Origin of the sequence: Kribbella yunnanensis, assembly GCF_039529655.1 — a bacterium.
In the GTDB taxonomy this organism is placed as follows: domain Bacteria; phylum Actinomycetota; class Actinomycetes; order Propionibacteriales; family Kribbellaceae; genus Kribbella; species Kribbella yunnanensis.
Map to the genome: position 1 here is coordinate 15,779 of NZ_BAAANF010000028.1, position 23,161 is coordinate 38,939.

21 protein-coding genes are annotated in these 23,161 nt (G+C 67.2%); 11 read left to right on the forward strand and 10 right to left on the reverse strand.

What is annotated here, in order from left to right; genetic code table 11:
* Nucleotides 1–50 precede the first annotated feature (50 nt).
* The 3 genes from ABD231_RS38790 to rny all read left to right on the forward strand — a co-directional run bounded on the left by ABD231_RS38790 (nucleotide 51) and on the right by rny (nucleotide 5,047).
* Nucleotides 51–2,297, forward strand: a complete 2,247-nt coding sequence (locus ABD231_RS38790; RefSeq protein WP_344164281.1) for an ATP-binding cassette domain-containing protein — start codon at nucleotides 51–53, stop codon at nucleotides 2,295–2,297.
* A gap of 124 nt (nucleotides 2,298–2,421) precedes the next feature.
* Nucleotides 2,422–2,889, forward strand: a complete 468-nt coding sequence (locus ABD231_RS38795) for an antitoxin (protein WP_344164284.1) — start codon at nucleotides 2,422–2,424, stop codon at nucleotides 2,887–2,889.
* A gap of 457 nt (nucleotides 2,890–3,346) precedes the next feature.
* On the forward strand, nucleotides 3,347–5,047 hold the full coding sequence (gene rny, locus ABD231_RS38800; protein WP_344164287.1) for a ribonuclease Y: 1,701 nt from the start codon (nucleotides 3,347–3,349) through the stop codon (nucleotides 5,045–5,047).
* On the opposite strand, the gene ABD231_RS38805 is transcribed toward rny, so the two are convergent.
* The 6 genes from ABD231_RS38805 to ABD231_RS38830 form a co-directional block, all read right to left on the reverse strand.
* On the reverse strand, nucleotides 5,028–5,861 hold the full coding sequence (locus ABD231_RS38805) for a PIG-L deacetylase family protein (protein WP_344164290.1): 834 nt from the start codon (nucleotides 5,859–5,861) through the stop codon (nucleotides 5,028–5,030). The two genes, rny and ABD231_RS38805, sit on opposite strands and share 20 nt — an antisense overlap.
* A 29-nt stretch (nucleotides 5,862–5,890) precedes the next feature.
* Entirely contained in the window at nucleotides 5,891–6,262 is a 372-nt protein-coding gene (locus ABD231_RS38810) for a nuclear transport factor 2 family protein (protein ID WP_344164293.1), read from the reverse strand.
* A 46-nt stretch (nucleotides 6,263–6,308) separates the two neighbouring features.
* Nucleotides 6,309–6,596, reverse strand: a complete 288-nt coding sequence (locus ABD231_RS38815; protein ID WP_344164296.1) for a DUF6458 family protein — start codon at nucleotides 6,594–6,596, stop codon at nucleotides 6,309–6,311.
* A gap of 71 nt (nucleotides 6,597–6,667) precedes the next feature.
* Nucleotides 6,668–7,555 carry a phosphotransferase enzyme family protein gene (locus tag ABD231_RS38820; protein WP_344164299.1) on the reverse strand — a complete coding sequence of 296 codons (888 nt, stop codon included), beginning with the start codon at nucleotides 7,553–7,555 and terminating at the stop codon, nucleotides 6,668–6,670.
* 1 nt (nucleotide 7,556) lies between these two features.
* Nucleotides 7,557–8,720 carry an acyl-CoA dehydrogenase family protein gene (locus ABD231_RS38825; RefSeq protein WP_344164302.1) on the reverse strand — a complete coding sequence of 388 codons (1,164 nt, stop codon included), beginning with the start codon at nucleotides 8,718–8,720 and terminating at the stop codon, nucleotides 7,557–7,559.
* A 46-nt stretch (nucleotides 8,721–8,766) separates the two neighbouring features.
* Nucleotides 8,767–9,345 (reverse strand): DUF1707 SHOCT-like domain-containing protein, encoded by a 579-nt coding sequence (locus tag ABD231_RS38830; protein ID WP_344164305.1) that lies wholly within the window; start codon nucleotides 9,343–9,345, stop codon nucleotides 8,767–8,769.
* Nucleotides 9,346–9,445: 100 nt separating this feature from the next.
* On the opposite strand from ABD231_RS38830, the gene dxr reads away from it, so the two are divergent.
* The 5 genes from dxr to ABD231_RS38855 are packed head-to-tail and all read left to right on the forward strand — an operon-like array spanning nucleotide 9,446 to nucleotide 13,928.
* On the forward strand, nucleotides 9,446–10,672 hold the full coding sequence (gene dxr / locus ABD231_RS38835) for a 1-deoxy-D-xylulose-5-phosphate reductoisomerase (protein ID WP_344164307.1): 1,227 nt from the start codon (nucleotides 9,446–9,448) through the stop codon (nucleotides 10,670–10,672).
* A complete protein-coding gene (locus ABD231_RS38840) occupies nucleotides 10,669–11,979 on the forward strand; it encodes a M50 family metallopeptidase (RefSeq protein WP_344164310.1) in 1,311 nt (436 codons plus the stop codon). The genes dxr and ABD231_RS38840 overlap by 4 nt, the downstream gene beginning before the upstream one ends.
* A gap of 21 nt (nucleotides 11,980–12,000) precedes the next feature.
* A complete protein-coding gene (gene ispG, locus ABD231_RS38845; protein WP_344164313.1) occupies nucleotides 12,001–13,152 on the forward strand; it encodes a flavodoxin-dependent (E)-4-hydroxy-3-methylbut-2-enyl-diphosphate synthase in 1,152 nt (383 codons plus the stop codon).
* Between the two features lie 9 nt (nucleotides 13,153–13,161).
* Nucleotides 13,162–13,374, forward strand: a complete 213-nt coding sequence (locus ABD231_RS38850) for a hypothetical protein (RefSeq protein ID WP_344164316.1) — start codon at nucleotides 13,162–13,164, stop codon at nucleotides 13,372–13,374.
* Nucleotides 13,371–13,928, forward strand: a complete 558-nt coding sequence (locus ABD231_RS38855; protein ID WP_344164319.1) for a nucleosidase — start codon at nucleotides 13,371–13,373, stop codon at nucleotides 13,926–13,928. The genes ABD231_RS38850 and ABD231_RS38855 overlap by 4 nt, the downstream gene beginning before the upstream one ends.
* On the opposite strand, the gene ABD231_RS38860 is transcribed toward ABD231_RS38855, so the two are convergent.
* The 3 genes from ABD231_RS38860 to ABD231_RS38870 are packed head-to-tail and all read right to left on the reverse strand — an operon-like array spanning nucleotide 13,900 to nucleotide 21,242.
* The gene (locus ABD231_RS38860; RefSeq protein WP_344164322.1) at nucleotides 13,900–14,469 is read right to left on the reverse strand and encodes an NUDIX domain-containing protein; all 570 of its coding nucleotides are present in this window, start codon (nucleotides 14,467–14,469) and stop codon (nucleotides 13,900–13,902) included. The two genes, ABD231_RS38855 and ABD231_RS38860, sit on opposite strands and share 29 nt — an antisense overlap.
* Nucleotides 14,466–14,801 (reverse strand): hypothetical protein, encoded by a 336-nt coding sequence (locus tag ABD231_RS38865; RefSeq protein ID WP_344164325.1) that lies wholly within the window; start codon nucleotides 14,799–14,801, stop codon nucleotides 14,466–14,468. Before ABD231_RS38865 ends, ABD231_RS38860 begins: the two co-directional genes overlap by 4 nt.
* A 9-nt stretch (nucleotides 14,802–14,810) precedes the next feature.
* A complete protein-coding gene (locus tag ABD231_RS38870; RefSeq protein ID WP_344164327.1) occupies nucleotides 14,811–21,242 on the reverse strand; it encodes an RHS repeat domain-containing protein in 6,432 nt (2,143 codons plus the stop codon).
* Between the two features lie 166 nt (nucleotides 21,243–21,408).
* Here ABD231_RS38870 and ABD231_RS38875 point away from each other — a divergent pair, with 166 nt between their 5' ends.
* Nucleotides 21,409–21,777 (forward strand): MerR family transcriptional regulator, encoded by a 369-nt coding sequence (locus ABD231_RS38875; RefSeq protein ID WP_344164330.1) that lies wholly within the window; start codon nucleotides 21,409–21,411, stop codon nucleotides 21,775–21,777.
* A complete protein-coding gene (gene trxA / locus ABD231_RS38880) occupies nucleotides 21,774–22,109 on the forward strand; it encodes a thioredoxin (protein WP_344164333.1) in 336 nt (111 codons plus the stop codon). Before ABD231_RS38875 ends, trxA begins: the two co-directional genes overlap by 4 nt.
* Here the strand turns inward: trxA and ABD231_RS38885 are convergent.
* A complete protein-coding gene (locus ABD231_RS38885; RefSeq protein WP_344164336.1) occupies nucleotides 22,106–22,471 on the reverse strand; it encodes a nuclear transport factor 2 family protein in 366 nt (121 codons plus the stop codon). The genes trxA and ABD231_RS38885 overlap by 4 nt on opposite strands.
* 60 nt (nucleotides 22,472–22,531) lie before the next feature.
* Here ABD231_RS38885 and ABD231_RS38890 point away from each other — a divergent pair, with 60 nt between their 5' ends.
* Nucleotides 22,532–23,158: a CGNR zinc finger domain-containing protein gene (locus ABD231_RS38890; protein WP_344164339.1), complete on the forward strand. Its 627-nt coding sequence runs from the start codon at nucleotides 22,532–22,534 to the stop codon at nucleotides 23,156–23,158.
* The last annotated feature ends 3 nt before the right edge of the window (nucleotides 23,159–23,161 follow it).

A 23,161-nucleotide genomic window follows, 5' to 3' on the forward strand; every position in this document is an offset into this window, starting at 1 on the left:
ACAAAAAATGCGGCCAGAATCCGACCACATCTGATCGTAGCGTCATATGCATGAGAGCCATCACGCTTCGCCAGGCCCGGACGAACAACCTCGCCAACCTCGACCTCGACGTACCGCGCAATCAGTTGGTCGTGTTCGTCGGCCGCTCAGGGTCGGGGAAGTCGTCGCTGGTGTTCGACACGATCGCCGCCGAGGCGGGATTCCAGCTGAACGAGACCTTCCCGCCGTTCGCGCGGAACCGGCTGCCGAAGTGGGCGCGCCCGGAGGTCGAACACATCGACGGCCTGACGCCGGTGATCGTGATCGACCAGCGCCGGATCGGCGGCAACGCGCGATCGACCGTCGGCACGGTCACCGACGCGTGGACGTACCTGCGGCTGTTGTTCTCGCGGCTCAGTGACCCGTACGTCGGTGAGTCGAACCGGTTCTCGTTCAACGACCCCAGCGGGATGTGCCCGGTATGTTCCGGCCTCGGCGAGGTCGTCGTGAGTGCGGTCGACCGATTCCTGGACCTCGACAAGTCGCTGGCCGAGGGCGCGATTCGGCTACCCGGCTTCGGCCCGGGCAAGTACTGGTACTCGCAGTACGCCGACATCGGTTCGTTCGCCATCGACACCCCGCTGCACGACTGGTCGGAGGGTGAGCGTGAGGCACTCCTGTTCGGTGGCAGCGCAGCCGCCGAACTCGGCCGCAAACCGCCGAAGGACTACGAGGGCGTCGTCGAGCGGTTCGAGCGCATTTATCTGCACACCGCGGACAACCTGTCGGAGCGCAAGCAGGCGGCGATCCAGAAGTTCACCCGCTCGGACACCTGCCCGGAGTGCGACGGGGATCGACTCGCGAAACCCGCGCGGACCGCGACCATCCGAGGCCGTACGATCGGTGAGCTGGCCCGCGGGGAGATCACCGAACTGCTGGAGTTCGTGAGCGAAATCGACGAGCCGGCCGTCGTACCGGTGGTGTCGGCGCTGACGGCGCGGCTGCAGGCGATGGTCACCATCGGGCTCGGCTACCTCGCACTCGCGCGGGCGACGACGAGTCTGTCGGGCGGCGAGTCGCAGCGGATCAAGACCGTGAAGCAGCTCGGGTCGAGTCTGACCGAGCTGACGTACGTCGTCGACGAGCCGACCGTGGGTCTGCATCCGACCGACGTAGAGTCGATGATCGCCCTGCTCGAGCAACTGCGCGACAGCGGCAACAGCGTGCTCGTGGTGGAGCATGATCCCGCGGTGATGCGGCACGCCGACCAGATCATCGAGGTTGGACCGGGAGCCGGTGCTGCGGGTGGTCGGGTGGTGTTCCAGGGCTCGTACGACGATCTGCGGGCGGCTGAGACGCCGACCGGGCGCGCGCTGCGGCGACCAGGTTGGGCTGGGGACGACGCCGTACGGCGGCCTGTCGGCGAGCTGGTGGTTGCGAACGCCGTACGGAACAACCTGCGGGACGTGACGGTGCGGATCCCGGCTGGGGTGATGACGGTGCTGACCGGGGTCGCGGGTTCGGGGAAGTCGAGTTTGGCGGCCGAGTTGGTGGCGCAGCACGACGCGGTGGTGATCGACCAGAAGGCGGTCGGGACAAGCCGGCGGTCGACGCCGGTCACCTATACCGGGATCGCGCCGGCCATTCGGAAGTTGTTTGCCCAGAGCAACGACGTACCGGTGGCGATGTTCAGTGCGAATTCGGCAGGCGCGTGTCCGGAGTGCCGAGGGCTTGGGGTGCTGCATACCGACCTGGCATTTATGGAAGGGCAGGAGGTGGTGTGCCCGGTCTGTGGTGGGCGGCGATTCTCGCCGGAATCCCTTGTTTATCAGGTGAACGGGTATTCGATCGCGGATGTGGACGACCTGACGATTGAGCAGGCGATCACCGAGTTGCCTGATGCAGGCATCGCTCGTGGGCTGCAGCAACTGGCTGCGGTCGGTTTGGGGTATTTACGGCTCGGGCAGTCGCTGAACACGCTCTCCGGTGGTGAATGCCAGCGGGTGAAGATTGCGAAGGAACTGCGGGTCGCCGAGGGACGGACGACGTACGTGCTGGACGAGCCGACGACCGGGCTGCACCTGGACGACATCGAGACGCTGCAGGGTGTGCTGGACCGGCTGGTCGGGCACGGTCACAGCGTGGTCGTCGTCGAGCACAATCTGGAGGTGATCCGGCGGGCGGACTGGCTGATCGACCTCGGTCCCGGGCCCGGCCGGCACGGCGGGACGGTGCTGTTCGAGGGGCGGCCGGCGGACTATCTGGACCGGGCGACGCCGACCAGCCGCGCGCTGGCGGCCGAATCCGTGGCGGTGTGAGCGGCGAGGGGCGTTGACGGGTCGGTTGCAACGGTGTGTTATCCGAAGTAGGCCCGGTGTTTTGCCGGGTCCGTACGCTGGGGATTTTCCGTCGATCCGCCCCTGACACACCGCGGAGGGTGCAATGAACGAATTCCAGGAACAGGCGAAGAACTGGCTCCGGAACGTCGTCAAGCAGAACCCGGACAAGATCAAGGCCGGCGTCACGAAAGCCGGTGATCTGATCGACCAGCAGACCGGCGGGAAGTACGCGGACAAGGTCGACGCGGTACAGGAAAAGGTCGGCTCATTCGTCGACAAGCAGAACGGCGAATCCACCGACGAGGCAACCGCCACAGCAGACGACGCAGCCGGCGCGGCGGAAGATGCGGCCGGCACCGAAGAGGACGCTGCCGGTGCGGCAGCGGATGAGGCCGGCGCGGAAGAAGACGCGGCCGGCGCCGAGGAAGACGCTGCGGCGGTAGAACCCGAAGGCTGGACCGTCGGCGGCGACGCCCCCGAACCGTCCGATGCAGCCTCAGCCGGTTCGTCGGCTGAAGGCGCCGAGACCGGCGGCACGGCGACCGGCGGCCTGCCGGGACCGCGCGAGTAACCGGAACGGACCGCCGACTGGGGTGCGCCGCGGTTGCGGCGTACCCCCACGGCTGGTTGCTGTGAGTGCGTTTGTGGTGACGGTTGCTGGGGTGGTTCGGGACTTCGTGGCTGGGTGACGGTGCTGGACCAGTTGGGTGGCTGGTCTGTTGACGCGAATGGGTCGCGGATGCGGTCGGGGCGTGCCTGAGTGTCCGTCTTGACCGGGTGATGGGGCACGCCTAGCCTCGGGAAGACGAAGGGATCACTCCACCTGACGGTGGCGGTTATAGCGAGCTGACAGTTCTCCCGAGCTGAGCGAAACGACGGCAAGAGGTATTGCCGGTGCTCGGACGATCCAGGTGACGATGCCCCCCGTCACCTGGAGGCGATATCGCCGTACCCGGTGACAGCGAGTGACCCCTTCGACCGACTGACACAGTCCCGCCTGGTGCGTGACTCGACGAGGGGAGAGGCCGATGGCACTCGTGGCATTGGCGAGCTCCGCCGGGCCGACCGTGATCGGCCTGACCGTGGTCGGGCTGGTGATCGCCGGCCTGCTGGCCTGGATCGGCTTGACGTTGTCGCGCCGGAAGGCTGCTGACAACACGGCCGCGCTGGCGAATGCGCAGCTCGAGGCCTCGACGATCACGAGTGGCGCGAAGTCGCAGGCTGAGCTGATCAAGCGCCAGGCCGAGGAGGAGGCCGCCGTACTGCGGGTGCGGGCGGAAACCTCTGAGCAGCGTGCCGAGGAGATTCGCCGCGCCGCGGAGGATCGGGCCTCGGAGGTACGGCGGGATGCGGAGCAGCGGGCGTCCGACGTACGGCGTGAGGCCGAGGCGGAGGCTCAGTCGATCCGCGACGACCTGCGCGAGCAGCGCCTGGAGATGGAGCGGCGTGATCACCGGCTGACCGAGCGCGAGGAGCGGCTCGACGAGCAGCACCGGCAGAGTGAGGAGCGGCAGAGCGAGCTGGCCACGCAACTGGCCGAGCTCGACCAGCGCAAGGCGGAGATCAAAGATCTCGAGGACGAGCGCCGCCGCATTCTCGAAGGCGTTGCGAACCTGACCACCGAGCAGGCCCGGGCCGAGCTGGTCGCGTCGATCGAGGCGGAGGCGAAGCGGCACGCGCACTCGATTGTCCGCGATATCGAGCGGCAGGCGCTGGACGAGGGTGAGACGAAGGCGCGCAAGATCATCACCGGAGCCGTCCAGCGGCTGGCGAGTGAGCAGACGAGTGAGTCGGTCGTGTCCGTCGTGCACCTGCCCAGTGACGACATGAAGGGGCGGATCATCGGCCGTGAGGGGCGGAACATCCGCTCGTTCGAGCAGACCACCGGTGTGAACCTGATCATCGACGACACCCCTGAGGCCGTGCTGCTGTCCTGCTTCGACCCGGTACGGCGGGAGACGGCGCGGCTGACGCTGGATTCGCTGGTACTGGACGGGCGCATCCACCCGAGTCGGATCGAGGAGATCTACGAGCGCAGCAAGGGTGAGGTCGCCGAGCTGTGCGAGCGGGCCGCCGAGGACGCGATGGCCGAGGTCGGGATCACCGACCTGCACCCGGAGCTGATCCGGACGATGGGTCTGCTGCGCTACCGGACGTCGTACGGGCAGAACGTGCTGAAGCACCTGATCGAGTCCGCGCACATCGCCGGGATGATGGCGGCCGAGCTCGGGCTGGATCCGAAGCTGTGCAAGCGCGGTGCGTTCCTGCACGACATCGGCAAGGCGCTCACGCACGAGTCCGAGGGCAGTCACGCGATCGTCGGTGCCGACCTGGCTCGCAAGTGGGGCGAGAGCGATGACGTTGTGCACTGCATCGAGGCGCACCACAACGAGGTTGAGGTCCGGACGGTCGAGGCTGTGCTGACCCAGGCCGCGGACGCGGTCAGCGGCGGTCGTCCGGGTGCGCGTCGCGAGTCGCTGGAGGCGTACGTGCAGCGGCTCGAGCGGCTCGAGGAGATCGCGATGCACCATGACGGGGTCGAGAAGGTGTTCGCGATGCAGGCCGGTCGCGAGATCCGCGTGATGGTGGTGCCGGATGCGGTTGACGACATCGCGGCGCAGGTGATGGCGCGCGATATCGCCAAGCAGGTCGAGGAGGAGCTGACGTATCCGGGGCAGATCCGGGTGACCGTCGTACGGGAGTCGCGGGCTACTGAGGTTGCGAAGTAGCGGCTTGCCAGAGCAGTTCGGAGCCGCCGCGTTCGGCTGCGTGGTTTAGCAGCTCTGAGCGCCAGTCCAGCTCCATGCCGTCGCGCCAGTCCCGCTCCGGGTCGTAGAGCATGGCGAGCTGCGACGGGTAACGCGCGACGGCCTCCAGCTTCTGCTGCAGGTGTGCCGGGGTGACAGCCGGCACGGTCGCTGGCTGGCCATCCGCGGAGTACGCCTGCCCTGCTGCGTAAGGGAAGTCCTCCCACAGCACGAGCTTCAGGTTGTGCTCGCGCGCCACGCGGGCAACCGCCTCCCTGGTGATCCGATGGTCGACGTGATCGCCAAAGGCCGCGCAGGTCCACAGCTCAGCCGGCCACTCATCACCGAAGGACTTGTGAATGGCCTGAGCGATCTGTTCGACCAGCACGGCATCCGTCGGCGCTTCGAACAAGGCGGCAAACGATCCGATCTCGTCCTGGCGGTAGATCGAGTCCAGGAACGGCAGATGCAGCGACCGCGCCCCCAGGATCTCTGTGGCCTCGAGATCCTCTTGCCGTCGCCGCGCCACCGCATCGTCGCCGAGCCCACACATGGCGTGGAACTGCCGCGCGAACTCCGAGTACGGCGGCGTCGCCGCACCGGCGAACACCGTGCAGACGGTGACGTCCACGCCCTGTCCGGTGAGCGCGGCAATCGTCGCGCCAGCGCTCAGTACTGCATCGTCGAGATGAGGTGAAACCACCAGGACCGCACACATGCTTGCCTCCGACAACTGGAAGGTTTCTTTCCAGTTGACCATGCGTGCCGCGGCGGATCCGGTGCGCAGCGAAGACATGCCCGATCGGCCGCCCGACCGTGCACGATTCAGTCGGCGTACTTCGCCCGCCAGGCAGGCGCTTCGAACGGCGCGCCGTAGATCCGCGTCTCGCGCACGATCCGCCCGTCGCCGAACTCCACGACGTTCGCCACGTAGTAGATGTCGCCGCCGTAGTCCGACCGCCCCAGTACGACGAAGTGGTCACCCGCCCCGGTGATCCGCAGTACCTCGATCGACGGCGGATTCGGATACTCGCCCTGCATCGCCCGCATCCGGTCCCGCCCCACGATCCGCTCCCCGGACTGCGGCATCTCCAGCACGTAGTCCTCGGCCCGCATCTCGTGCTCAGCCTCCGCCGACAACGCCAACTGCCCACCCGCCGGCCACAACCGCTCCAGCAACTCCCGATTCCGGTCCATCACCCCACCATCCCCCCACTCCTTCACCCAGCCTTAAACCGGCCTGTCAGTTGTGATCCTCGCGGAGGTGGGTGGGGGTTACGTCGATGGTTGTTTCGGCGACCTTGTCGTGTGGGGCGACGCTGTACTGCTTTTCGACGTTGGGTTTGAGCATGGTGGCTTCGTCGCGGTTGCGGGGGTTCGCGAGGCGGTAGGACAGCCAGATACCGGCGGCGCCGGCCAGCATGATGATGATGCCGAGGGCCTGCAGGTTCAGGCTGTCCGATGTGTCGCGGACAGCGAACGCAATGATGGCGCCGATGGTGACGAGGGTGATTCCTACTCCGATTCGCATGCCTGACTCCTCTCGGAACTCCTGAGCCCCGTGACGTGGAGTAATGGATTTCACTCCCTGTACCCAAGGCGTCACTGACGCATGCGCAGGGCGTCTCCCACGAGGTCCAGGGTTCGGTCCAGCGCCTCCCACTGTAATGAGCCCCAGGTGGCCATCCCCTCGCGCGCCTCAGCCTCGTCTGCGGCCGTCAGTCCGGGTTGCCCCAAACGCCAAGCCCTGGCCGAGTAGTCCGCGACGTACCGGCGCAGCAGGAAGAATGCGAACTGGTCGAGGTGTAGCGGCACATCGGCCGGATAGGTCTCCAGCACATGCTTGAGCGCGCGGGAGTCGACAGGCTGCTCGGCCTGCAGCAGGAGGGCCAGTTCGCACTCCGGGGGAGCCAGTCGTGCGCCCTCCCAGTCGAGCAGGCTCAGCTGGCCGGAGTCGTCCACCAGCAGGTTCCCGCCGTGCAGGTCGGTGTGACAAACCACCATCTGCTGCGGCAAACGGCGTACTGCGCTCTGCAACTGCAGGAGCCGTTCACGCTGGATCTCATGCGGTACGGCGAACTCCTCACGCGGGAGGGCGACAGTCGGCACCACAGCGTGCAGCCGCGCCAGCACCTGGCCGAGCTGGTGGAGCATCGGCACGGACCAGTCGCGGGGCGACCGTCCTGGCAGGAGGGGGAAGAGCGCGACGATGCCATCGGGGATGGTGATCGAGAGCGCACCACTACCGGTCGGAACGGCGTACGGGACGCGGAAGCCGGACTCGTGCAGCTGTTTGACCAGTGGAAAGCGGATGTGCGCGTTGGTCGCGCTCTCGGCGTCGACCCACAGTTTGACGAAGTAGTCGTCGCCCAGGCGGTAGCAGACCGAGCCCCAGCCGAGTGGGATGAACGTCAGCTCGCCCGAGACGCCGTACGACGTCTTGATCGCACTAAGCAGCGCCGTGCGGTCGATCGCCGGTTCGGCGAGCACGTCAGCGGAACGCGTTCTGGCCGGTCAGGGCCTGGCCGATGACCAGCTGGTGGATCTCGGAGGTGCCCTCGTAGGTGAGGACGGACTCCAGGTTGTTGGCGTGCCGCATGATCGGGTACTCGCCGCTGATGCCGTTGGCGGCCAGGATGGTGCGGCACTCGCGGGCGATGGCGATGGCCTCGCGGGTGTTGTTCAGCTTGCCGACACTGACCTGCTCGGGCCGCAGGGTGCCTTTCTCCTTCAGTCGGCCGAGGTGGACGGCGAGCAGGATGCCCTTGTTCAGCTCGACTGCCATGTCGGCGATCTTGGACTGCGTGATCTGGTAGCCGGCCAGCGGCTTGTCGAACACAGTCCGCTCACCGGCGTACGCGATCGCCGTCTCCAGACAGTCCCGGGCCGCGCCCATCGCACCGAAGATGATGCCGAAGCGTGCCTCGTTCAAACAGCCCAACGGACCTGACAGTCCTTGCGCCTCAGGCAGTACGGCGGAAGCCGGCAACCGCACGTCCTCCAGCACGAGCTCCGACGTGACCGACGCGCGCAGCGACATCTTCAGCTTGATCTCCGGCGCGGAGAAACCCGGTGTGGCAGTCGGTACGACGAAACCGCGTACACCCTCGTCGGTCCGCGCCCACACCACCGCCACGTCAGCCACTGACCCGTTGGTGATCCACATCTTCGAACCGTTCAGCACCCAGTCGTCACCGTCGCGCCGCGCGTTCGTCCGCATCCCACCGGGGTTCGAACCGAAGTCGGGCTCGGTCAGCCCGAAGCACCCGATCGCCTCACCCGCAGACATCCGGGGCAGCCACTCGTCCTTCTGCTCCGCGCTGCCGTACTTCCAGATCGCGTACATCGCCAGCGACCCCTGCACCGACACGAGCGACCGCATGCCCGAGTCCGCAGCCTCGATCTCCAGACAGGCCAGTCCGTAGGCAACCGGGCCCAGCCCCGCACACCCATACCCGGTCAGGTGCATCCCCAGGAACCCGAGCGAGCCGAGCTCCTTGGCCAACTCCCGCGCCGGGATCGACGCGCTCTCGAACCACTCCGGTAGCGAAGGCCGCAACCGCTCATCCGCATAACGCCGCGCAGCCGCCCGGACATCGACCTCCTCCGAAGTCAGCAGCGAGTCGACGTCAACGAGATCCAGCGAAACGGTCATGGCCAAACGCTAGCCCTAACCAGACCACAGTGAAGGGAGGTTTATCTCACTTCCGGTACCAGGGCCACCACCAGCGGCGTTTGCGCGGGTGCCGGACGGTCATCGAGCTGTACCGCGCAGCGCCCTTCACAATCAGATGTACGCCGTTCGGTCCGGCCGGAGCCGTCTTGTTCGAAGCGGAGCCACCGTGGAGCTCGACGTCGTCCAGAGTGACGGACCAGCCGACCGGCACGATCATCGTGATCGAGCTGTGCGTGAGGTTCGCAGTGACAGTCACCTCACGCCAGTGGACGGTGGCATCGGTGAAGTCGAGACGGGCCGAAGAGTGCACCAGCTCGGCGGCCACGCGCTCCGGGACCTGCCAGGCGCCCTCGCGCTTCTGTGCGCTGTGGGTGGCGCGGATCATCACCTCGGCCGGCTTGGCGGTGTCCCGGACCGGGACCAGATCAGCTGTCGCGTCACGCAGTTCGAGCTGGGTCTTGGCGGAGTAGACCTGGGTCAGCCGCTCGTCCAGCTCCTGGAAGTCGAGGCGGCCGTCGGTGTGTGCTTCCTGCAGTACGGCGGCTGCCCGCTCCCGGTCGTTGTCAGAGGCCCGTTGGCTGGGCGGCGGCTGCTCCAGACTCATGCACCAACGGTACGCCGTACCGGAGTCGCGGTCCGATAGTCCGGGGTCACCAGTTACACCGGGGTCGTCACCTCGGGTGGCCACCTGGGACAATGGCGACGTGAATCCGCGCACCGTCGTCATCCTCGGCTCGACCGGTTCGATCGGCACCCAAGCTCTTGAGCTCATCGGGCGCAATCGCGACCGGTTCCGGGTGCTCGGGCTGTCGGCTGGCGGGGACAACGTCGGGCTGCTGGCCGAGCAGGCACTGGCATTCGGGGTCGAGGTGGTTGCCGTCGCCAAGGCCACGGTGGCGCAGGATCTGCAGCTGGCGTTCTACGCCGAGGCGCAACGACAGGGCTACGCCCAGGGCGAGTTCCGGATCCCGAAGATCATCACCGGTCCGGATGCGTCGAGCGAACTGGCCGCGACCCCGTGCGACGTCGTACTGAATGGCATCACCGGTTCAGTCGGTCTGCACCCGACGCTCGCCGCGCTCGACGCGGGCAACACGCTCGCCCTGGCGAACAAGGAGTCGCTCGTCATCGGCGGTCCGGTGGTCACCCGGCGCGTGAAGCCCGGCCAGATCGTGCCGGTCGACTCCGAGCACAGCGCGATCGCGCAGTGCCTGCGCGGTGGCGCGCCTGACGAGGTCCGCAAGCTCCTGCTGACCGCGAGCGGCGGGCCGTTCCTCGGCCGCAAGCGCAGTGAGCTCGCCGAGGTCACCGTGGAGCAAGCGCTTGCCCACCCGAACTTCGCGATGGGGCCGGTCGTCACGATCAACTCCGCGACGCTGGTCAACAAGGGGCTCGAGCTGATCGAGGCGCACCTGCTCTTCGGAATCCCGATGGAGCGCGTGGAGGTCGTCGTACACCCGCAGCAGGCGGTGCACTCGATGGTCGAGTTCCACGACGGCTCGACGATCGCGCAGGTCTCGCCGCCGACCATGACGCTGCCGATCGCGCTCGGTCTAGGGTGGCCCGACCGGATAGCGGACGCGTCGCCGCCGTGGGACTGGTCCACGGCGAGCAGCTGGCAGTTCCTCCCGCTGGACGACGAGGCCTTCCCGGCCGTCGGCCTGGCCCGCGAGGCCGGGACCCGCGGCGGTACCGCTCCCGCCGTGTTCAACGCGGCGAACGAGGTCTGCGTGCAGGCGTTCCGGGACGGTCGGCTGCCGTTCCTGGCGATCGTCGACACAGTGGCCCGGGTGCTGACCGATCACGACGTACCCTCGTACGAGGAGCTGTCCGTCGACGACGTCCTGGCCGCTGATGCCTGGGCGCGGACGCGGGCTCGCGAGATCACCGCCGTACTCGGAAACGAGAGCCAGGAGACCACGAACGCATGACCGCACTGCTCACGATCCTCGGCATCGTGGTGTTCGCCCTCGGGATCATCGTCTCGGTGGCTCTGCACGAGATGGGCCACATGCTCCCGGCCAAGGCGTTCGGGATGAAGGTCACCCAGTTCTTCGTCGGCTTCGGCCGGACGGTCTGGTCGACCAAGCGCGGTGAGACCGAGTACGGCTTCAAGGCGATCCCGGCCGGTGGTTTCGTCCGGATCATCGGCATGCTGCCGCCGGCCAAGGGGCAGGACCCGGGCAAGGTGCGGAAGGCAAGCACCGGCCCGATCCAGTCGATCGCCGAGAACGCGCGCAACGCGGAGTACGAGACGATCGACCCGGCCGACAACGGCCGGCTCTTCTACCAGAAGCCGTGGTGGCAGAAGCTGATCGTGATGGCGTCCGGCCCGCTGGTCAACGTCGCGATCGCGTTCGTCCTGTTCGGCGGTCTCTTCATGCTGTACGGCGCCAATGTCGCGCAGACGACCGTGTCCACGGTCACCGACTGCGTGATCCCGGCGAGCCAGGCCAGCGTTGACCGCAAGTGCACCGACGCCGACACGGTGTCGCCGGCCAAGACCGCGGGCTTCCAGGTCGGGGACCGGATCGTGTCGTTCAACGGCACCCAGATCTCCACCTGGGACCAGCTCACCCCGCTGATCCGCGCGAACACCGACAAGCCCGCGACGATCGTTGTCGAGCGCAACGGTGCGCAGCAGACCCTGCGCACCAACACGATCGTGAACCAGGTCCCGAAGGAGGCCGGGTCGGCCAAGTTCGTCTCGGTCGGCTTCCTCGGCGTCTCCCCGGAGATGAAGCTGGAGCGGCAGGGCCCGGCGTTCGTGGTCGACAAGATGGGTGAGCTGACCGTCGCCACGGTGAAGGCGATCGGCAACTTCCCGCAGAAGCTGGTCGGTGTCGCGAAGTCGATCGTCGGCGGTGAGCGCGACGAGAACAGCCCGATGAGCGTCGTCGGCGCCAGCCGGGTGGCCGGCGAGATCGCGTCGAACCAGTCCCTGACCGGTGGTGAGCGGATCGCCTTCCTGATCTCGCTGCTGGCCTCGCTGAACCTCTTCCTGGCCCTGTTCAACTTCATCCCGCTGCTGCCGCTCGACGGCGGCCACATGATCGGCGCGATCTGGGAAGGCATCCGGCGCGGCTTCGCGAGGCTGTTCGGCCGCCCCGACCCCGGGTACGTCGACGTCGCCAAACTGCTCCCGATCGCGTACGTGATGGCGAGCGTGATCACGGTGATGGGTGTGCTGCTCGTCATCGCCGACATCGTGAACCCGATCCGTCTGTTCAACGGCTGACCCTCAACCGAGTAAGGAATCATGAGCATCTCCCTGGGCATGCCCGCGCTGCCGCCGCCCGTCCTGGCCCCGCGCCGTAAGACCCGCCAGATCAAGGTGGGCAAGGTGCTGGTCGGCGGCGACGCGCCGGTCTCGGTGCAGTCGATGACCACGACGCTGACCTCCGACGTCAACACCACCCTGCAGCAGATCGCGGAGCTGACCGCGGCCGGCTGTGACATCGTCCGGGTCGCCTGCCCGTCACAGGACGACGCCGACGCACTGCCGGAGATCGCCCAGCACTCGCAGATCCCGGTCATCGCCGACATCCACTTCCAGCCGAAGTACGTGTTCGCCGCGATCGAGGCCGGCTGTGCGGCGGTCCGGGTGAACCCGGGCAACATCCGCAAGTTCGACGACCAGGTCAAGGAGATCGCGGCCGCCGCCAAGGACCACGGCACCTCGATCCGGATCGGCGTCAACGCCGGTTCGCTGGACCCGCGGCTGCTGAAGAAGTACGGCAAGGCCACCCCCGAGGCGCTGGTCGAGTCCGCGGTCTGGGAGGCGTCGCTGTTCGAGGAGCACGGCTTCCACGACTTCAAGATCTCCGTCAAGCACAACGACCCGGTCATCATGGTCCGCGCCTACGAGCTGCTCTCCGAGCGCGGCGACTGGCCCCTGCACCTCGGCGTCACCGAGGCCGGCCCCGCCTTCCAGGGCACCATCAAGTCCGCCACCGCCTTCGGCGCCCTGCTCTCCAAGGGCATCGGCGACACCATCCGCGTCTCGCTCTCGGCCCCGCCGGTCGAGGAGGTCAAGGTCGGCCTGCAGATCCTGCAGTCACTGAACCTGCGCGAGCGCAAACTCGAGATCGTCTCCTGCCCCTCCTGCGGCCGCGCCCAGGTCGACGTCTACACCCTGGCCGAGCAGGTCACCGCCGGCCTCGAAGGTATGGAGGTCCCGCTCCGCGTCGCCGTCATGGGCTGCGTCGTCAACGGCCCCGGCGAAGCCCGCGAAGCCGACCTCGGCGTCGCCTCCGGCAACGGCAAGGGCCAGATCTTCGTCAAGGGCGAGGTCATCAAGACCGTCCCCGAGTCCAAGATCGTCGAGACCCTGATCGAAGAAGCCCTCCGCATCGCCGAAGAAATGGGCGAGACGACTGAGTCCGGCGAACCAACCGTCACGGTCGGATAGGACCAGCCCATGGACGTGCTGGCGAATACCCCGGATGACCTGCCGACGGGCGACGGCGGGCCCTGGGACGTCGAGCGGGCCAAGCGGCTCATCGATTTGCTTGATGAGGTCGACTGGGAGTTCGGGCCGCCGGAGCACGGCTGGAGGTACGGCGGTGGCAGAGATCTCAATCGGCTCGTGGAAAGGCGCGTGCGGCGCGCAGTGGATAGCCTGTCGGCGTGACTGACTATGTCGTGGTGAGTGCTGTTCGGGGTGAGGCGCGGTATGTGCCTGAGGGGTTGCCGGTGCTGATCACCGGCGCCGGGAAGACGCCGGCCGCGGTGGCGACGGCTCGGATGCTGGCCTCGCGCGATACTTCGGACCTGGTGGTGCTGAACGTCGGTACGACGGGCGCGCTGCGCGACGGGCTGTCGGGGATCTACCTGCCGAGCACGGTCATTAACCACGACCTGAATGTCGATGCGATCCGCGCGATCGGGTTGGACCCGCAAGACGAGTTGCCCGTCGAGGGCGGCGACGGGACGGTGCTCGCCTCGGGCGACGTGTTCGTGGCCGACCCCGCCGTACGGGCGAGGCTCGCGGAGCAGGCGCATCTGGTCGACATGGAGGCGTACGGCGTCGTCTACGCCTGCCGCGAGTTCGGCGTACCGGTGAAGGTTGTCAAGCACGTCTCGGACGCCGCCGACGACGCCGCCCTCGACTGGCCGACCCTCGTCGACACCAGCGCGAAGGCCCTGGGGGAGTGGGTCACCGAGTTCGTCCGGCAAGCCAGCTGAGTACGGCGGTCTCCCGCACCAGCCAGCGCATCACGCCGACACCACTCGCCAGCACTGCGCGGTTGGCGGCCAACGCATCGGTCACCGACACCCAACGCGGCACGAGCTCCAGTTCCGCCTCGTACTCTTCCAGTTGCTGCGCGCCCACCGTCTCTCCGCCGGAGCACGCGAAGTAGTGCGAGGTCATACCGAACACGTCGTACGCCGCCTCCTCCGCCGGCACCTCTTCCCGGGTCGTCCCCAACTCGGCGCCAACCACGACCCCGGCGTACCCGCACTCCTCACCGAACTCGCGGACCAGCGCCTCGCTGAGTGACTCGCCCGCTTCGACCCCACCGCCGGGGAACTTGAAGTCGCCGTGCCGCGATGCGAGGAGCAACAACCGAGGCCCGTCGAACAACACGCCACGAACGGCGACGCGCTCGAGCACATGGCCGCCGGGTGGAAGGTCGGCGGCGCGGAAGGTGCCGAGGACGTGGTGATTGTGGGCGTGGCGCGACCCGGCCTCCGAGTGGGGGGCCGGGTCGCGGTGCGAGGTCATTGTCCTTGCAGGAAGAGGAACTGGCGAGCTAGCTGACGAACCTGTGCCCAGCGTTCGTCGGTGTGCAGGGCCGGTCCGCGCCACAGCTTTTCGTTGCCGGGTCCGGACATCTGATCGAGGAGCTGGTCGATCGCGGTCAGGAGGTCCAGCTCGGCCTGCGTGAGGCCGAGCTGAACTCCCAGTTGTGGTGCGTCCTCGACCTCGAGCGCGAGCTCGTCGGCGAGGTCACCTACTCCGATCCCCGCGAGATAGGCCTCCTGATCTGCTGCGGGCAGCGCCAGCCGGGCCACCGCTCGCAGCAAGGCGATCAGTTGTCGCGAGTTGTCGGTCATCGTGCGTCCTTAGATGTTCGTGAGATCGTGGCCGATGCGCTCGGTGCCCTTGCCGCTGGAGACCTTCCAGTACGGGTTGGGTCCATGATGCCCTCCGCCGGGATGCCACTGGAGGTTACGTCCGGTCAGGTTGCCGGCGTCGTTGACCTCCTGGGCCTTGAAGCCGCGTCCGCGGGCGCTGCCCCGGCCGAGCGTTCCGGTGCGGAAGTTGCCGGACTTCTCCACGACCGACTTGATCTTCGCGGGATCCTTGTCGAGGATCCGGCTGGGTTTGTCGAAGATCCGCTCGAGCTTCCGGTTCGCGTTGGCCTTCTGGATGGCTTGCCCGACACCCTTCACGACCGTGCTGAGCCGTTTCGCCGCCGACGCGACCCGGCCGGCCATCATCACCCCGCGAACCGCCAGCATCGCGGCTCCGGCGATACCACCGGTGACGGCCGTCAGGGCGACCGTGATGGCGATCTCGGCGACGACCTGGAGGATCATCTTGCGGTTCTCGTAGACCCACTTGGCCGCCTTCACCGCCGCGGCCTTGACCCCGTGGGCCACCGCGACCGCTGTTTTGACCACCGCCTTGGCGGCCTTCTTGATCGACCCGATCGGGTCCTTGCGGATCTCGTTGACCTTCTTGGCGACCTTGACCGCCACCTTGATCGCGGTCTTCACCACGGTCTTGACGGTCTTCTCGATCTTCTTGATGACTTCGACCGGGTGCGTGACGACGTACTTGATCGCTTCGAAGGTCTGGGTCGCGGTGTCCTTGACCCAGTTGACCACCGTCGAGGCGACGTTGACCGTCTCCTTGACGGTCTCCACCACCCGGTTCGTCACGGTGGTCGCGACGGTCTTGATGCTCTCGACGATGCTGCTGAACCAGGACATCCCGTCGGGGTCGCTGAACGTGATCGGGTTGTTGTTCCCGTACACGTAGGCGTTCAGCGACTGCGGATCGGTGTTGTCGAGTTGCGGGTCGACGGAGATGAACTTGCCGATGGTCGGGTCGTACTCCCGGGCACCGAGATGCACGAGTCCGGTCGTCGGGTCGTTGGTGCCGCCGACGAAGCCACGCTGGCCGGGCCAGCTCGCCGGTGCGGTGCCGCGCTGGTTGCCGTACGGGTCTTCGCGCCGGCGCTGGACGGTCTGGGTCGCGTTGTCGGCGATCGCCGTGGTCGACGTTCCGTGGTGGTCGGCGCCGAGCCAGTACAGCTGGCCCTTGGTCCGCACCGCCACGGTCTTGCCGCCGAACTCGTAGTGCCGCGTTCCTTCGGCCTCGGTCGCGCCGGGCTTGAGCAGGAGTTCGGTGTCGCCGAGGTAGAGCGTCGTACCGGTGTTGTCGCGCCGGATCAGCCGTTCACCGTTGGCGTCGTACAGGAAAGACGTGTCCTGGCCGTTCTTGGTGACCTTCTCCAGGTCGTCCTCGAAGTTCCAGGTGTACGTCTCGCCGACCCCGCCGACGGACCGCGCCGTCCGGTCACCGGCCTCGTTGTAGGTATAGGTGTCGGTGCGGCCCCCGGCCGGCATGCCGGTTCCGGTGGTGACGACGCTCTGCACCGCGTGCGGCCTGGCCTGGCCGGCAGCGGGGTAGTTGTACGTCGCGGTCGTCGAACCCGCGGCCGAGGTCTTGGTCTCGGTCTTGCGGTTGCCGACCTTGTCGAAGGTCCAGCTGTGCCAGTACGGCGCGGGCCCGCCAAGTGCGGCGGCGCTCGGAGCCGTGCTGCAGTCGCCCGGTGCGTTGTCCTCGCCCGGCTTCGGAGTCCAAGCACCGGTCATCCGGCGCAAGTAGTCGTAGCTGAAGCACTGGGTGTCGGTCTGCTCTCCGCTCAGCGAAGACGGCCGGTCGACAACCTGCTTGATGTTGCCCGAGTCGTCGTACCCGTACTCCACCTCGGAGACCAGGCTCGGCGACATCTCCCGCTCGGTGGTCACCTTCGAGAGCCGGCGGGTGCCTTCCTCGTAGCTGTAACCGATCGACGTCCACTTGCCGTTGGTCGAGCCCATCGTGATCGACTCGGCCTCACCGAAGGCGGTGTACGTCGTTCCACGCACGTACGACGTGCTCCCGGACGCCAGCGTGGTCGGCTGGTCCTTGCCGTTGTAGCCGTAGGTGAGTGTCTCGCCCGGCAGTCCACCGACACCCGGCAGGGTTTCGGTGTCGAGCTGGCCGTCGTCGCGATAGGTGCTGCTGAACTTGTACGTGCCGGCCAGCTTGCCCTCGTTCGCCGGGATCACGTACTCGTTGCCGGTGGCCCGCCCGCGGGCGTCGTAGCCGGTGATCCGGTTGGTGTAGGCGTTGCCGTCCTTGTCGTAGCGAGTGGACGACGTCGGCATCCCGGCGAGCAGCGTGTCGAACACGAACTCGGCCCGCTTCGGCCCGGTGGCCGAGCCCTCGCGGACGGCGGTCGTCCGGCCGAGCACGTCGTACTCGAAGGCGAGCGTCTGCCCGCGACTGTCGGTCTGGGTGCTGACCTTGTCGACGTCGTCGTAGGCGTACGTGGTGGTGCCCTTGTCCGGGTCGACCTCCTTGATCTTGCGGCCGCGGACGTCGTACTCGTAGCCCCACTTGTTCCCGGCCGGGTCGGTGACCTCGGCCAGCTGGCCACGCTGGTTGTACCCGTACGTCGTCTTGTCGTAGGCGCCCGTCGCCGAGTCGCCCGTGTACTGGCGCATTTCGAGCAGGCGGCCCTGGACGTCGGTGATCCGGGTGATCGGGGTCTCGCCGCTGGGCGGGTCGACGGTCTCGCTGTCGCCGGAGTAGGTGTGCTTGGTCTCCCAGAGCACCCGGTTGAAAGATTTGACCTGCTCGGTGGTCGGTCGTCCGGCCAAGTCGTACAGAGTGAGCTTCTGAGTGGGTAGCTCCTCCTCGACCGGGGTGACCAGCTTCTCCGTCACCGGGGTGTCCTGGTAGTACGGCCCGTTCTCCTTGACCTCCAGGCCGCGGCTGTCGTACTTGACGTCGCTGACGACGGTCCCGCCGGTGCGCAGCGACTCCTTGCTCTGGCGCGGACGCATCAGACCGTCGTAGATCTGGACCTCCGCGTCGGTGCTGCCGTCGGTCTGCAGCGTGGTGGTGGTCACTGTCAGCGGTGAGTTGTCGAAGATGCCGTAGCTGTAGGAGACGTCCGGTACGGCGGCGTTGTCCGCAGCCGCGGACAGTCCGGCGACGTTGCTGCCGGCCTTGGCGGCCTTCGCCGTCACGGCGCCGGTGCGGCCGGGGTACCAGACCTTGGTGGTGCGGCCGAGCGGGTCGTAGATCGCCTCGGTCCGCTTCCCGGCCTCGTCCGTGGTAGCCACTTGCTGGCCCCAGGCCGGCTCGAGTTCGACGACGGTTGTCTGGCCATTGGGCTTGGTCGACTCGACACTCGTCACCGGGCCCGGACCGGCCGGGGTGTAGGTGACCTTGCTGGTCTCACCCTTCGGGTTCGTCATCTCGGTCGCGCGACCGAGGGCGTCGTACTTCGTCAGACCGGCGACCTGGTACTGCGGAGTGCCGTCGGCCGCGAAACCCGAGAGCCGCTCGGACTTCGTCACGTTGGCCTTGGTCGGTGCAGCGTCCAGTGACGACGCGTCGTCGTAGTAGGTCCGGTTGTCCTCGATCACCTGCTCTTTGGTGTACGGCTTGCCACAGGCAACTGCGACGGTGAGCTCCCGCTTGGGAACTTCGCTGATCCCCGCGCCCGGGTTCGAGGTGTACTCGAAACTCGTGCAACTGTCGTCGGCGGTCGTACTCAGGTCGTTGAGATCTGTCTTGCTCTTCAGTACGCCGTCAGCGTCGTAAGTGTTGAACGCCTGACTCTTGCGCTCACCGCCACCGGCCAGCTGCTCGGTCTGCCGGTTACCACCCTGCTCGACCTGGAAGGCGCTGACCGTGGCCCACGAGCGGACCCGGGTCGAGGTTGCGCCGGAGACCCACTGGTCGTTGATGGTGCGCTGGACCTCTTGGGTGCCGTTGAAGGTGCGCGTCTCGAGCGGCTGACCCGACAGCGGCGCTTGGTCCTCGACCTTGGCGCCGGTGGAGTCTTCGACCTTGACGTCTTTCACGCCGCCGGCGGCGAGTTTGTCGCCGTCCATGCCGCGGAAGAAGCGGTTCTCGGTGACGGTTTGGGGGCCGCCGGTGTTGCCTTTGCGGACGATGGTGCGGTCGTAGCCGCGCCACTGGGACCAGGTCTTCTGGCCGATCTCGACCAGGCCGTCCTCGTCGTCGTGCCGCCACGCGGGTGCGCCCGGGTACTCCACGGTGGTGACGGTCGGCTCGTTGCCCGAGATGCGATCCGTTTCGATCACGGACTTGACGACGTACTTGTGGAACCAGTCCTGGCGCTCGGTGGTCGAGCCCGGAGGCGTCCACTTCATCGGGTGGCAGCGACGGCCGTTGGTGTCGGCCGGTGGTACGTCACCCGGCTTGCAGTCGGTTCCGTAGTAGTCGATGGCGAGTTCGCCGCCGGTGCCGTAGGAGACGCGGTTGACGCGCCACCAGTTCATCTTCGGCAGGTTGTCGCCGACCTCGTCGACCCGGTTGGCGAGCTGGATGCCGTCGAGGTTCACCTCGGGGATCGCGATGCCGCCGGCGTTGCCGACGTGACCGGCGTACGTGATGGCTTCCAGCCACAGACCCGGCTTGGTGTTGTCACCGTTCTCCGGGAAGCTGTGACGCAGGTTCCAGCTGCTGACCAGGTCGAAGCCGGAGCCGCGGTAGACATAGGTGCTGACCTTGCTCAGCTTCTTGGTGGTGAAGAAGCTGGCGTTGTGCTTGTTCTCGCACTTGTCCGGCTTGGTGTTGTTCGGTCCCATGCAGCGCTGGTCGAGTGGCGTGTCGGGGTAGTCGTCGGGCGCGGAGCAGCTGCTGCCGTCGCGGCAGCGTTCGGTGGTGGTGAACTCGACCTTGCCGACCGCAGGGGTGCTGAAGGTGGCACCGTCGCGCTGGCCGTACTCGATCGTGCGGATGTTGCCGCCACGGATGTACGGCGCCACGTCGGTGGCGGTCTGGTTCTTGCCGTAGTAGTTGGTCTCGGTGTCGTAGAACAGGCTCATCGTGTTGCCTTGCCTGTCGACGACGTAGTCGAGGTTCCACTTGTAGATCTGCTGGCACGACGATGCGGCGAAGTTGCCGGCCGTGAAGCACTGTTCGCCGGAGTGGTTGCCGTAGACCGGGACGGTCCAGCCGGAGTTGGTGCGCTGGGTGGTTGCGCCGGGCAACTTGTTGAGACCGAAGTAGTACTTGGTGCCGTCCTTGGTGGTGAGCCGCCAGTACTCGCCTTTCTCGGCGTCGGTGCGGCCGTCGTCGCCGTTGTCGGCGCCGTTGAGCTTCTCGATCACCGAGCCGTCGTCGGCGCGCGGGTGCCAGGTCTTGGTGGTGTCGTCCCGGACCAGTTCACCGCCCTTGCCGTTCAGCGTGAACGTGGCGTTCTCGCCCGCCCAGCACATGTCGCCGGTGATCTTGGTGCCGTTGTTGCCGGACTGCTCGGTTTTCGAGGCGCAGGACGCGAAGCGCTGCTCGATGGATCCGCCGGGCTGTAGGTCGAAGCCTTGCCCGCCCCAGGAGGGCTGGTTGTTGGTGGCTGAGGTGCGGCCGTCGACGCCGCCGGAGCTGTAGTCCAGGCTCAGCTTGGGGGTGGGGCCGCCGTTGCTCGGTGGGACGTTCATCGGGTACTGCCAGGCGAAGTCGCCGGAGGAGCCGCCGACCTGCCAGGTGGCGGTCGGGGCGAGTTGCGAGGCGCCGAAGTTGCCGGTGCCGCCGGCGGCGGCGGCCTGGACGGTGAACGTGGAAGCCTTGGTGCCGACCGGGACGTCAGCAGTCAGGTTGCCGTTCCCGTTGTTCTGTACGGCGATCGGGCGACCGGTTCGCTGGTCGATCACTCGCAGCCGCTGGGCCCAGTCGCCACCGAAGGCGTCCCGGAAGTCCTCGTAGCGCAGCTGCAGGGAGACCTTGCCGCTCTTGGCGATACCGTCGGCGCGGTTCACCTTCAGGTCCAGGCTGTCGGTGCCGCGGCGGCTGAGGCCGACGTGTACCTTGCTCGGCGTACTCGCGGCGACCGCGGTGGCCGCGGCCGCCGACTGGGCGGCCGGCGTACCGACCCAGATCGGCAGCGTGCCGGCCCGTACCTTGGGACCGGCGGCCAGGCTGCCGGCCAGCTGGGCCTGCGTGCCGGACTTCGGTGCCGGAAGAGCCAGGTCGGCCGCACCGTCGGTCGGCCAACTCACCTTCGCCGGGCGCGCCTTCGCAGCCGCGGCTTCGGCTGGGTCTGCCGGCTTCGGGATCGGTGTGAACGGCTTGGTGGGGACGGGCTTCTGCTTGGTGGGCTTCCACGCCGGGTCGTCGCGTACCGGGGCCGCTTGGGCAGCAGGCCCCCAGACGGTCGCGAGCAGCGCGAGGGCAGTGGTCGTCGAGAGCGCGATCCGGGTCGTGTGCCGGGCGCGCTTCGAGCTCGGGCGGGGGAGGCGCATGCGTGCGTCCTCTCGGCGAGATGAGTGGGCGCTGCCATTCCAACGATTCACATCGCAACCGGCAACCCGTTCGACGCAGGTCGAAGACAGTGACGGTGCTCCGGGTACGGCAGACTTGACCTTGACCCTGGGGGCAAGGTTTAGCGTGGGAGCACGAGGAGGCGGGATGCGGATCGGGGATCTGGCGGCAGCGGCCGGCGTGACGGTGAAGGCGGTGCGGTACTACGAGTCACAGGGACTGCTGAAGCCGCGCCGGGAGTCCAACGGGTACCGCGCGTACGACGCCGAGGACGTGGTGATCGTGCGCGAGGTGAAGGCGTTGCTGAGTCTTGGGCTGACTGCGGAGCAGACGTACCCGTTCATCGAGTGCCTGCGCGCCGGCAACGACCGGGCCGACGTGTGCCCGGCGTCGCTGACGGCGTACCGGATCCGGATCGCCGAGGTGGATCGGCGGATTGCCGAGCTCACCGAGTTGCGAGGCAAGCTGACCGGTCTCCTGACCGATGCCGAGAGCTGGAGGACGAACCAACGATGAGTGATCTGCAAGAGGTCGACGAGACCACCTTCGACGAGCTGGTACTGCGGGCGGACAAGCCAGTACTGGTGGAATTCTGGGCGCAGTGGTGCGGACCCTGCCACCAGTTGCTGCCGATCCTCACGCAGGTCGGTGCCGAGCGCAACGATCAGCTGACGGTGGTGAAGATCAACGCCGACGAGAACCCGGTGATCTCCGCGAACTACCGCGTAATGGCATTGCCGACCATGATGCTCTTCCACCACGGCCGGCCGATCTGGGCAGTCGTCGGCGCCCGCCCCAAGGCCAAACTCCTCAAGGAACTCGACGACGCCCTACTCGCGAGGGTCTAAAGAGCCGTCTGCTGGTGGAACACGACCCGCCACTCGCCGGATCCGTTGTTCCACACACTGCTCGCGTACGACGGGAACACCATTTCGGCGCCGTCGACCAGCACGGTCACCTCGACGCGGTAGGTGACGATCGCCGTGGTGTCGTCGACGACGATCACCTTCTCGTCGGTGCGCGGGGTCTTCAGGTACGGATTGTGGTTCGCCTGGATCCCCGGTACGGCGGCGGCCTTGTCGATGATGCCGTACTTGCTGACCGCGAGCGCGTCGTCGCGGAGCCAGTGCGCGTAGAAGGATCCGTCGCCTTCGCGGTTCGCGCGCCACAGCTGGTCTTCGAGCTCGAGCAGGGTTTCGGTGACGGTCATGACGTCTCCTCAAAGCTGTAACTGGTTATACCGGTGTGCGACACCGACTATAGTGGTTACATGAAGCCAGGGGCAAGACGTCTGACCGGCTCGGACGGTGTCAGCCACACCTTCGACCCGGGCAGTTTCGCCATCGAGCTGATCCTCAGCGGCGGCCCAGCACCGTGGGACCGCTACGAGCAACTGCACACACCCGAGGACGCCGCGGCCTGGCTGGCCGAGTCGTACCTGACTGCCGACCTGCCCTTCACGGCGGAAGACGTGCGGATCACCAAAGCAGATCTCACCCGCCTGAAGGAATTCCGCACGATGCTGTGGCACGTCGTACCGGGTCTGATCCCCGACGCGAAGCAAGTCCCCGGAATCACCGCCCGAGGTCTGACAGCGGCGGACCGCGACTACCTCAACGCCACGGTAGGGGACACGCCGCGCCCCGAGCTGGACGAGCATGGCGCCATCCGCTGGCAGACCCCCATCACAACGCGACAGGTCCTGGGCGCAGCCGCCCAGGACCTGATCGAGATCATCGGGAGTGACCGCGTCTCCCGCCTACGGATGTGCCAGGGCAGCAACTGTGCCCTGATGTTCTATGACACCTCACGTCCCGGCAACCGCCGCTGGTGCTCGATGCAGCGGTGCGGTAATCGCCACAAGGTCGGCAACTACCGCACCCGCCACAGCGACTAACCC